10 protein-coding genes are annotated in these 11869 nt (G+C 44.3%); 2 read left to right on the top strand and 8 right to left on the bottom strand.

Features of this window, described 5'->3' with window-relative positions; all coding sequences use genetic code 11:
- Window positions 1-49: 49 nt before the first annotated feature.
- The 3 genes from QYT14_RS06080 to QYT14_RS06070 are packed head-to-tail and all read right to left on the bottom strand — an operon-like array spanning window position 50 to window position 3354.
- On the bottom strand, window positions 50-2227 hold the full coding sequence (locus tag QYT14_RS06080; protein ID WP_288325040.1) for an alpha-galactosidase: 2178 nt from the start codon (window positions 2225-2227) through the stop codon (window positions 50-52).
- A 34-nt stretch (window positions 2228-2261) separates the two neighbouring features.
- Entirely contained in the window at window positions 2262-3029 is a 768-nt protein-coding gene (locus tag QYT14_RS06075; protein WP_237039050.1) for a UDP-2,3-diacylglucosamine diphosphatase, read from the bottom strand.
- 4 nt (window positions 3030-3033) lie between these two features.
- Window positions 3034-3354 carry a DUF59 domain-containing protein gene (locus tag QYT14_RS06070; RefSeq protein ID WP_005941445.1) on the bottom strand — a complete coding sequence of 107 codons (321 nt, stop codon included), beginning with the start codon at window positions 3352-3354 and terminating at the stop codon, window positions 3034-3036.
- A 195-nt stretch (window positions 3355-3549) separates the two neighbouring features.
- Between QYT14_RS06070 and QYT14_RS06065 the strand changes: the two genes are divergently transcribed.
- Window positions 3550-4752, top strand: a complete 1203-nt coding sequence (locus QYT14_RS06065) for a glycoside hydrolase family 88 protein (protein ID WP_288325038.1) — start codon at window positions 3550-3552, stop codon at window positions 4750-4752.
- A 74-nt stretch (window positions 4753-4826) separates the two neighbouring features.
- Here the strand turns inward: QYT14_RS06065 and radC are convergent, their stop codons facing one another.
- The 3 genes from radC to efp form a co-directional block, all read right to left on the bottom strand.
- Window positions 4827-5516, bottom strand: coding sequence for a DNA repair protein RadC (gene radC / locus QYT14_RS06060; protein ID WP_237039056.1), 690 nt, complete (start codon window positions 5514-5516; stop codon window positions 4827-4829).
- Window positions 5516-6505, bottom strand: a complete 990-nt coding sequence (locus tag QYT14_RS06055; RefSeq protein ID WP_288325037.1) for a glycosyltransferase — start codon at window positions 6503-6505, stop codon at window positions 5516-5518. The genes radC and QYT14_RS06055 overlap by 1 nt, the downstream gene beginning before the upstream one ends.
- Window positions 6506-6593: 88 nt before the next feature.
- Window positions 6594-7160: an elongation factor P gene (gene efp / locus QYT14_RS06050; RefSeq protein ID WP_237039058.1), complete on the bottom strand. Its 567-nt coding sequence runs from the start codon at window positions 7158-7160 to the stop codon at window positions 6594-6596.
- Window positions 7161-7361: 201 nt separating this feature from the next.
- Between efp and rpmH the strand changes: the two genes are divergently transcribed.
- Window positions 7362-7517 carry a 50S ribosomal protein L34 gene (gene rpmH / locus QYT14_RS06045; protein ID WP_005840676.1) on the top strand — a complete coding sequence of 52 codons (156 nt, stop codon included), beginning with the start codon at window positions 7362-7364 and terminating at the stop codon, window positions 7515-7517.
- A gap of 58 nt (window positions 7518-7575) precedes the next feature.
- Here rpmH and QYT14_RS06040 read toward each other — a convergent pair whose 3' ends face one another.
- Both QYT14_RS06040 and QYT14_RS06035 read right to left on the bottom strand, forming a co-directional pair.
- Window positions 7576-8805, bottom strand: coding sequence for an anaerobic sulfatase-maturation protein (locus QYT14_RS06040; protein ID WP_237039059.1), 1230 nt, complete (start codon window positions 8803-8805; stop codon window positions 7576-7578).
- Window positions 8806-9953: 1148 nt separating this feature from the next.
- Window positions 9954-11861 carry an alpha-L-fucosidase gene (locus tag QYT14_RS06035; protein WP_288325036.1) on the bottom strand — a complete coding sequence of 636 codons (1908 nt, stop codon included), beginning with the start codon at window positions 11859-11861 and terminating at the stop codon, window positions 9954-9956.
- Between the last annotated feature and the right edge of the window lie 8 nt (window positions 11862-11869).

Raw genomic sequence — 11869 nt, 5'->3', positions numbered from 1 at the left:
GGCCGCTTGCGCGAGATGCGTAACGGCCTTCCTTTTTTTTAACTGTTCTTTATTGAGCGATAAGCTCAACTACACGACTTTGTGTCTGTCCGCCGGTAAATACATTCAGTCCGACCTTCATCAGATAATCTCCTGAGAAAGTTCTACCATTGGCATCCAGTCTTGATTTCTTTCCGGGCATCAGATTAATCTCTTCCACCTTATACATCTTCGCCGGATCCAATCCCTGCAATTTCACAGGCAACAGTTTCTCGCCAAAACGGGGATGGATATCATAAGCATACAGCACTGCTTGCTTCCGTCCTTCGCCCACATACATCACAGACATGTGATTGCCTTCATACGGAGAAATCAAGCGATAAAGTTCTCCATCCAGAATAACGGGCTTCAAACGGTTAAAGTTGGCAACCGCATTCTGGCAGTAGGCCAATTCGTCTTCACTCAATTCTTTCAAGCCCATATCGAAACCGAGTTTACACATAGAGGCTACATCAGTACGGAATTTCACACTGGTCTTGCTATTCCAGCTAGTGACATGAGCACACATAGCCTTAGCCGGGAAGAATTGTGAGAATCCCCATTGGATATACAAACGTTCGATAGGATCGGTATTATCACTACACCAAAATTCAGTAAAATATTTCAGTGCCTCATAATCACAACGTGCACCACCGCCCGAACACAGCATCATCGGCACATTGGGATACTTGGCTTTCACTCTTTCCAAAACATTATAAACGCCACGCACATGGTTAATATAGAGTTGGCCTTGCTTCTCTTTCAGATAGGGAGAATAAACATTGGTAATAGGGCTGTTGCAGTCCCACTTAAAGAAAGCCACACCCGGATTCTCAGTCATGATATTATCTACTACACCAAATACAAAATCCTGCACTTTCGGATTGCTCAAATCGAGTACCAGCTGATTACGGTAATAGTATGTTTCACGATTAGGCAGATGGATAGCCCATTCGGGATGCTTCTCAAAGAGCTCACTCTTCGGGTTTACCATTTCCGGCTCAATCCAGATACCAAACTTCACACCGGCTTCTTTGGCAGCAGCCACCAACGCAGGCACTCCATTAGGTAGTTTACTTTTTGTAGCCTCCCAGTCTCCCAAACCGGTATGGTCATTGTTACGAGGATACTTATTGGCAAACCAACCGTCGTCCAGCAAGAACATATCCACGCCCAGATGCTTGGCTTCCTTCATCAGTTCCACCAAGACTTTCTCATCAAACTTAAAACCGGTATTTTCCCAGTTATTGAGCAATGTCATACGATCACCCTTACCATCTTTCAACTGATAGTTACGCGCCCATGCATGAATGTTCCGGCTCGCCTTACCCGTTCCCTCCTTACTCAACGTAAAGATAAACTCGGGAGTCTTGAACACATCCTTCGGAGCCAGTTCATAATAAGAAGCATAAGGATTAATGGCAGGAATCACTCTCAAATTGCCTTCGTTATCAACTTCAAACGTAAAGCGGAAATTTCCGGTCCAACCGATTGTTCCCAACAGCACATCCCCCTGATGCTCATTGGCAGGCCGATCAAAGCCCAACTCAAAGAAAGGCTGGACAAACATAGCCGCACGGCTGCCCAACTTAGTATCCAGAATCTTTTTTCCGAATTGCAACTCTTGCGTACTCATCTGTACCTCTTTGGCCCAATCACTGCTGAACTCAGTCAGGAAATACTTCCCTGCAGAGAAATACAGCATAGTGGACGAATAACGTGAAAGCATCACCGGCTTTTTTTCCTGATGACTGATTTCACTCCAAGTCTTTATGACATCCTCTTTGGGATAAGCTACATAATGTAAGGTTACATCTACAGGATACTGATCATCGCGCAAGCGGATAATTGTTTCCGTCCCTCCCTCTACTGCCTTGCTTTCAGAAGACACATAACGCAATATGGTACACGGATTTCCATCGTTGTGAGTAATGGCAACGGCAGGTTCAAAATAATCTTCGGCACCCGAACCGGCATATACCTCCCAGCCATTGACCGAAGCATCCTTGCCCGAAGCAGACGGAAGACTGACAATATCCTCTTCATTCAGCAGTTTACTGCCCAAATAAGATTGATACAAACGTCCGTTAGGAGCCACTTTCAAGATTAAATCCGTATTGTTGGTCGACACACGAATTGTTTTTCGGTTTTCTGCATTCACTTGAAGATAAGCAAAGAATACAATTAGTAATAGAAAGATTTTCTTCATGGTATAAATTAAAAGGGGGTTATATAATATTCAATCAAGAATACTGACTTTCTCCTTCTATAAACTGCTCTAGGAACATATTTTCACCGTCAAAAACGGCATAAGAAAAGTCTTGTATCCAGTCTCCCAAAATAAGCATGCGCGACGTGCGGCTCAGCATCAGGTCAAGCATTATGTGGCGATGGCCGTAAATAAAATAATTAATATCAGGATGGTTCTTAAGGTACTTCTTGGTAAAAAGCACTAAAGGTTCTTTGTCCTCTCCCATATATTCAGGTTCTTTGCCTCCTTCGCGCTTCATGCGACTGTGTTTCGCCCACTCCAATCCCAAGTCCACACTCCAGCGAGGATGTAAAGTAGAAAAAAGACGCTGCAAAGTGGTACTATGAAACATGGAGCGCAACAACTTGAACTTACGGTCGCCATCTCCCAACCCATCACCATGGGCAAGAAAGAACTCTTTACCATAAATTTCACAGGTAAGCGGCTGGCGATGAATAGTCACGCCACATTCCTTTTCCAGATAATCTCCACACCAGATATCATGATTTCCGATAAAGAAGTGGACTTCCACTCCCATATCGGTCAGTTCGGAGATTTTTCCCAAGAAGCGGGTATAGCCTTTCGGCACTACCAACTTGAACTCATACCAAAAGTCGAACATATCTCCCAATAGATACACTGCTGCGGCATTATGCTTGATTCTGTCCAAAAAGTTCACCAACCGGCGTTCCTGTGTCCGTCCGTGCGCTATTGCACGCGACCCCAAATGTGCATCCGAAAGGAAATATATATTCTTCATAATCTTAAAGGAATCCTAATTCAAGTTTTGCTTCTTCACTCATCATGTCCTTATCCCATTCGGGTTCGAACACCAAATTAATAACGGAAGAGTTTACTCCTTCCACCGAATCCACCTTCTGACGCACATCCTCCATAATGAAGTCGGCAGCGGGACAGTTGGGAGCAGTAAGTGTCATATCAATACTTACATCTCCATCGTCTTGCAAATCAATCTTATAGATTAATCCTAAATCGTATATATTTACCGGAATCTCGGGGTCATATACGGTTTTCAACATCGCTATTATTCTCTCTTCTATTTTCAAACGGGTCTCTGCATCCATAATTCTCGTTATTTTAATTGCAAATTTAATGATTTTGCGACAGTATACCAAACGTTTCCACATATATCTATAGCAGGCGTGCAGACGATGTTTTACCTTGGCCCAACCTCAAAAGAACAGAATAGCCTAATACTTTTTGCCTTTTAAATTTAAACCGGTATATTTGTCACAAAAATCTAATAATCTATCTCTATTATGAACAAATTATCGTATGGTGTATTGTGGGCCGTTACAGTCTTATTGGCCGCCTGTGATGCACAACCCAAACAGGAACCTATCGAAGAGGTTATCGACCGCGGCCTGAAGGCTTCGACCGAACAGGCCCTATTAATGGCAAAAGAACTGGAAACACAGGAAGGTCGTCTGCCAAAAACAATCAATAAAGAAGGTAAGCTTGAAACCAGCGATTACAGTTGGTGGTGCAGCGGTTTCTTCCCGGGTGAATTGTGGTATTTATATGAATACAATCCGACCCCTGAAATGAAAAAATATGCAGAAATGTACACCGACCGTGTAGAAGAGGTAAAACATATCACTTACAGCCATGACGTCGGTTTCATGCTATATTGCAGCTATGGCAACGGTTACCGCCTGACCGGAAAACCGGAGTATAAAGACGTGATGCTGACCGGAGCCAATTCACTGGCTACCCGTTATGACGAACGGGTGGGAGCAATCCGTTCCTGGGACTTCAATAAAAAAATCTGGCAGTTCCCGGTCATCATTGACAATATGATGAATCTGGAATTCTTCAGTTGGGCTTCGAAGGCATCCGGTGACGACCGTTTCCGCAAAATGGCCATTTCTCATGCAGACAAGACCATGCTTCACCATTTTCGTGATGACTATAGCTGTTATCATGTAGTTTCCTATGATACGATAACCGGCATGCCGCATAAAAAGCAGACCCATCAGGGAGCGGCTGACGAATCAGCCTGGGCCCGCGGACAGGCTTGGGCTTTGTATGGCTTCACTATGATGTATCGTGAGACAGGCAAAGCAGAGTATTTGACGCATGCCAAACATATTGCCTCATTTATTATGAACCATCCGAATATGCCGGCCGATAAAGTTCCTTATTGGGATTTTGACGCTCCGGGCATTCCCGATGTACCCCGTGACGCCTCCGCCGCTGCAATCATGGCCTCTGCCCTAATAGAACTGAGCCAACTGGACAAGAGTACGGAGGCAAAGAGTTACCTGGACTTTGCAGAACAACAGATTCGTTCGTTAACAAGTCCCGACTATCTGGCTGCAAAAGGTACGAACTGCAATTTTGCCCTGATGCATTCCACCGGCCATTTTCCCGGAAACAGTGAAGTTGATGTTCCCTTGAGCTATGCCGATTATTATTATGTAGAAGCTCTGATGCGTTTAAGAAACCAGCTGAAGAACTAAATTCTTATCACCAACCCGCCTCCATCCGGCCTATGCGCTTGCTGAACCTTCACAAGGCACAGGCCGAGGCGGTTCTATATTCTTCCCTCATCGGCATAACTATAATATTTGCCGTCTGTTAAAATAACATGGTCAATCAACCTTATATTCATTATTTTGGCAGCTTTATCCAACTGTTCGGTCAGGCAATCATCTTCCCTGCTGGGACGCAGACTTCCCGAAGGATGATTATGGCAAAGCGCCATCGACACAGCACGCTTCATCAATGCCTCTCGCAAGATACAACGAATATCCACAGCAGTGGCAGCCAGTCCACCGGCACTTATTTTCACCCTGTCTATTACTTTTGAGGCTTGATTGAGCAACAACACCCAACATTCTTCCGTAGGCAAATCGCACATCAAAGGATAAAAATATTGATAAACATCACAAGAACTGAGTATCCTTTTCCGCTCCTTCACCTCTTCTTCCTTACGTCGCTTCCCCAGTTCGGAAGCAGCAAGAATACTGATGGCTTTAGCCGGACCTATTCCCTTATAATGGCACAAATCATCAATACTGCATTTGCCCAACTCGTTCAAATTATTATGATAGTCACCCAATATCTTCCGCATCAGTTCCACGGCCGAGTCTTCCGTATTTCCCGAACCTATCAGAATAGCCAATAATTCGGCATTGGAAAGCGCAGCCACCCCATGATGAGCCATCTTTTCACGCGGCCGGTCCTCCTCCGCCCAACGGTTTATAGCCAGTTTCTCCCCCATTATTTATAAAAGTTCTTTTCAAACGCCGCAAACTCGTCTTTCTTCAGCACACAACGCTTCCACCATGCCCGTAAAAAACCCGTTCCGTATCCAGTCAACTGAATGAACGAAGCCACAATAGAAAGCAATCCTATTTTCAAGCTCCTATTTTGCAATGTCGAGTCAATACATATAATGACAGCAAAGAGCAAAAGTAACGACAAACTCCATGCACAGACCAACGAACCCAATAATAAAAACAGTACCCCCAATGTAAAGACTGCCGGTAACAAATGTACTATTTTCAATGATTCCGGATATTTTTTATACAGATTGATGCGTGCAATACCCGAGTTATGCACCTGTTTGAAGAATTTCTTCAAGTCCGTACGGCGTTTGTGCCACACCCATGCCTCGGGAAACAACCGGCAGGCATAACCTCCCTTGAATATCCGGATGCTGAAATCAATATCCTCTCCAAAACGCATTTTGGAGAAGCCGCCCAACGCTTTATATACTTCCGCCCGCACTCCCATATTGAAACTGCGCGGATAGAACTTGTCCATTTTCTTTTTGCCACCGCGAATACCTCCGGTCGTAAAGAATGAAGTCATGGCATAGTTGATAGCCTTCTGCACATCGGAAAACGACTCATGTGCACGGTCGGGTCCCCCGAAAGCATCCGCCCTTTCCCTTTGCAACTCTGCTCCGACCGCCGCCAGATAACCTTCGGGCAATATACAATCGGAATCCAGAATAATAAGATATTCCCCATTACTGCGCTCGGAGCCATAATTACGAGTTTGTCCCGGCCCGGAATTAGGTTTATTATAATAATGTATATCCAAACAATCGACATAACGCTCCACCACCTCTTTACAAGGAACAGACGAGCCGTCCTCCACCACTATCACTTCAAAGTCCTTCTCCGTCTGCCGCGTGAGACTTTCCAGCAACTCATCCACTTCATCCGGACGATTATAAACCGGTATAATAAAAGAATATCTCATAAACTGCTATCATTTTGTCGTACAAAGGAACACAAAAAAGGCGGAGCTTGCAACAAGTTCCGCCTTTTTATATACTGGTTTACAGAGATTATGCTTTCACACGACCCACGTATGAACCGTCACGAGTATCGATTTCGATTGTTTCACCTTCATTGATGAACAAAGGAACGCGAACCGTTGCACCCGATTCCACTGTAGCAGGTTTCAATGTATTTGTAGCTGTATCACCCTTCAATCCCGGTTCTGTATAAGTAATCTTCATCTGTACTTTAACAGGAACATCAGCAAAAAGAACCGTTTCGGTAGAAGCGTCAGAAACTACATCTACCACCATTCCTTCCAGCAGGAAGTCCACACCGTTAATCAAATCGTGAGCGATAGGAATTTGGTCGAATGTTTCCTGATTCATAAACTGATAGTTGTCGCCATCATGATAAAGAAACTGATGCGGACGACGTTCCACACGTACATCTTCCAGTTTTTCACCGATATTGAAACGACGTTCCAGGACGTAACCATTAACTACATCTTTCAATTTAGTACGCATGAACGTATTACCTTTTCCCGGTTTTACATGCAGGAAGTCAATACAGAAATACAACTTGCCGTCCATACGGATAGCAGTTCCGATTTTAATGTCTTGAGCATTAATCATACTTTTCTTTGCTTATATTTGATTATTATTTCAGATTATATTCACTTACGGTCGTGATTTCGGGTGCAAAAGTAATGTAAATCAAGAAAAAACGCAAAAAGAAATCACTAAAAATGAGTTATCTCTTTGTTTATTTCAAAAAAGTCACTAATTTTGCAGCCCGTTACAGCGTGAATAATAACATAAAAATAAGTATATACAATGAAAAGAACATTCCAACCCTCTAACAGAAAGAGAAAAAACAAACACGGATTCCGTGAAAGAATGGCAACTGCTAATGGCCGTCGCGTATTGGCGAGCCGTCGTGCAAAAGGTCGTAAGAAATTAACTGTATCTGATGAATACAACGGAAAATAATTCATCTGACCGGAGAAAATAAAAGGAGTAAAGTGAATCACTTTACTCCTTTTATTTTTTATTCATTCTCGCGTATCCAGTCCATCACGTTTGCCGGGGCACGCTCTGCCAACAGTTCTTTTTTCATGAAATCCATATAGGGAGCTACATGATCAAAGAATTTATAATATCCTTTGCACAGATAGTTCAGTCCCGGTTCTCCGTCCTCCGTCACAGCAAAGCGGTTCTTGGGACATTCGCCGTGGCAGGCAAACTCATATTGGCAATTCAGACATTGCTGCGGCAGGCTGTTGTGCTTCATGGCCCCAAATGCTTCCTGTTCTTTGCTATACATCATCTCTACCAACGTCTTTTGATAGATATTTCCCAATTTATATTCAGGAAATACAAAATGGTCGCACGAATAAACATCCCCATTAAATTCCATCACGGCAGCATGGCCGCAATATTTTGCCATCGAACAGACCCCCGGCTGCTGTCCTACCCAGTTGGCCAGTGTGGAATCAAATATCTGAATAAAGTAATTTCCTACATCCTTCTTCACCCATTCATCAAAAATGGTACAGAGAAATGTCCCCCATTGCTCGGGCGAGACAGTGAAAGGCGCCAATTCTCCGTCTTTTTGTTTCAAAGAAGAGAGTTTCAGTCCGTCCGTACGTTTGGAGAGACGCTCCACGATAGGAGTAAACTGAATATAATGACAATCAAGCTCATCGCGGAAAAAGCGATAGAACTCCAAAGGGTAATCGGCGTTGTAGTCATTCACTACCGCCATGGCATTCCATTCCACCCCATGTTTTTTCAACAAGTTAATGCCACGCATCACCTTCACAAAAGAAGGCTGTCCCATCTTATTCTTCCGATATTCGTCATGAAACTCTTGCGGACCATCAATAGAGATGCCTACCAGAAAATTGTTCTCGCGAAAGAACTCACACCATTCATCGGTCAGCAGTGTACCGTTAGTCTGGATGCAATTATCAATCGTACGGCCTCCGGCATATTTCTTTTGAAGCTCCATCGCCTTTTTATAAAAGGACAAAGGACGCATCAGGGTTTCCCCTCCATGCCAAGTAAACAGCACTTGAGGCATGGTTTGCGATTCAATATATTCCTTTATGAACTTCTCAAGCAGCTCGTCACTCATCACATGGCGAGGTTGTTCTTCATATAACTTTGCTTTTTCCAGGTAATAACAATAGTCGCAAGCCAGATTGCAGACTGCGCCCACAGGCTTGGTCATCACATAAAGCGGCTTTGCAAAAGGGGTTATGGTTGCTTCTTTCATCAGTCTTTCATTTATATCTTAGCGTTCATGTTACAAAGATAAATCTATTTTTCAATCAACAGAGGAGAAAATGCAATTTTCGACATGAAATTCATAACGACCTTCCATCTACTCATATTACATAAAAGTCTTTGAGATAGTGCTAAAGTCTGCCTATAGCATATACAACTCTATATTTTTTTCACCCTACAAGCAGAAATATGTTTCTTCCTTCCTCCTTTCATTAGTCGTTGAAACGCCCTGTTGATGAGGCTTCCGGTAGTGAAGGGACATCCCGTCACCGTCCTTTCAGCCTCCTTTCACTTGTGAAACTTCTTCCAGCTTTTTAACTTTTTCGATAACGCTTTCATTTTCTGTAGGGGCGGACCCATGTGTCCGCCCGATAGCTTAAAGTGAACTGTTATCAGGCAGACACATGGGTCTGCCCCTACAGAAAACGGCAGACTGAAAAGATGTATAGAAAATACACAGGGAATCGCTGAAGGCAGATTGTAAAGGGACTTGGAAAGCACGGCTGAAGGGAGGATGAAGGGATGTGCTGTCATCTTTAACCGTCTGATAGCCAGCGCGCTTTGATTAAAATGTAAGGATGAACGGAGAAGAGGGAATGACCGGTCTAATGAGGGAATACTCCCATCTGCCCCTACATGAAAAACACACCGAGCTTTTTGAAAAAGATGGTGAAGTTTTAAAAAAACACACCGAGCTTTTCTGAAAACTTCAAGGTCTTTTTGTATCCTTCAGCATGTACGTATGCATCGGGCTACACATACGGTGGCATAGGCCTGCACGTATATACGCATAAGCTCACACGTATATACGTATCGGGCTACACGGACGTACGCATCAGCCTACACATATATCGCTGCTGCCGACGACAAAAAAGGAGAAGGATGGGACGTTTGTTTTCCAATATGCCGGCTAGATTATGAGGGGCCATCGCCAGATACTCGATGCGTAAACCAAAACAAAATGAGAGCATAAGAATATATGATACACCAACCCTATATTCTCCACAAAATTCGGAATAAAACTTCTCTCCCTCTTAGTGGAAGGTTAGAATAATACCTGTTGATGCCTGTATTTTGTGTTACTGTATACGACTGGGTATTCAGCAAGTTAGTGACCGAACTCTCATAATTAAATACTTATTCTTGTTCCAACACCAAGCGGACAGGACGCATAAATTCCTTTCCCTGATGCGAAATGCCGTGCAATGAAATGGTATGTTGACCGGCTTTTAACGAAACGGTCCCTAACCGGAGCCTAGCCACTTTATTTGCGGAGCAACCCTCATACTCAAAAGGATAATTCTTTCCCGCAATTCTCAATTCCATCTTTCCTGCATCTCCGCTTCCTGTACCCGTGTACTCCAACGTAAGATTATAATTGGCGGAACGAAGGCTCTTTATCTCCCATGACAGTGTTTCATCCGATTTTGTCCAGTTGGAGATATAGTTACGCAACACTTTACCATCGCCATGCTGAAAGTTGCCACTATTCATATCGGCCTCAAAAGCAGGCAGTTCATTCACCATTCCCGGATGAAGCAATCGCTGTGACGAAGGACGTATATCACCCGACTTGCGAAGCACTACTACCGTATCCATACAGGCCACCTCCGCTTCCGGCAGTTTTATTTTCCACTCGGATGCACTCATGCGGTGCACCTTGACCGGATGTCCCGAAGCCAGGAAACGAGCCTCATTCAAACGGACACCTTCCAGACCGTTTACCAACAGGATGCCATCTTTAGGATAGTGAAAGATATGCAAAAAGAGCGAGTCACCTTTCAGGGTAGTTTCTCCCCATGACTGGGAAGGCAAGCCCGAAGCAACCGTACCATATAAGCTTGAACCACTATGCTGCATCCATCGACCAATACCCTTCAATATCTGTATATCCACATCGTCAATCGCTCCATCACCTTTCGGCCCGACATTCATTAATAAGTTTCCTCCTCGTGCAGCAGCAGATGCCAACAGGCGGATGAAATGACTCACCGGTTTGTGCGAACGGTCGTTGGCATTGTATCCATACGAATCGTTGGTAGTCGGAATCGATTCCCATGCACCGGGAGTAGGGAAAAAGTAAGCAGCCCGGTCACCGGTATTGGTATAATCCCCATACTGACGGTCGCCATTGCGTGCCAACCGCCCGTTAATGACTACATCGGGGGCTATTTTGCGCAGATACTGCAATATGCGTAAGTTCTCAGCCAACGGCAACTTATGAGGAGTATCAAACCAAAGGATATCAGGATGATAGCGGTGTACCAATTCTGCCAATTGGGGCAAACACTTTTCATTGACATATCTGCGGGCCACCGGTAAGAACTGGGGATAATTAATCCACCATTCCGCGCCGTGGAGCAGCTTGTCTCCACCCGGATTATCATACATCCAATCGTTTCCCGGAGCATCCTGATGTTCCCAATCAAACGCATGCGAGTAATAAAATCCGAATTTAATGCCATAACGCCGCGCCGCATCCGCCAACTCCTTCATCGGGTCACCTTTCATTTTTGTCATTCGGATATCATAAGGATACACATCGCTCGGAAACATGGCAAATCCATCATGGTGCTTGGCGGTAATTATGAAATAACGCATTCCGGCTTCATAAGCTAACCGCATCCATTCGTCCGCATCAAAAGAAACCGGGTCAAACGGACGGACCAGTGAATCGGTATACTCTTCAAGTGTTATTTTTTCACGGCGCATTAAATGTTCCGAATATCCCAGCAGTTTCTTTCCTTTCCATGTGCCTCCGGCCTTTGCATATACCCCCCAATGCACAAAACAACCAAACTTGGCTTCATTGAACCATTTCATACGTTCGGCACGTGTGGAATCGCCAAGGCGCCACCAACCGTTCAGTGCCTCTTCCTCCGCACGCTCGTTCAGACCGACCGCCGAATAGACACTCTCCAAACCTTGTTCATCACCCGAATTATTTTGCGCACTGACTGTTTGCAATCCTACCCCGAAACACATAGTCACTATCCATGTAAAGACACAGGCTGCCTGTTTCACGTATTGTTTATTCCGATTCATAAATTCCA

It is taken from the genome of uncultured Phocaeicola sp. (assembly GCF_948499155.1).
Classification (GTDB): Bacteria; Bacteroidota; Bacteroidia; order Bacteroidales; family Bacteroidaceae; genus Phocaeicola; species Phocaeicola faecalis.
Note: the sequence above shows the minus strand (reverse complement) of the source record. Positions and strands in the feature narration are given on the sequence as shown.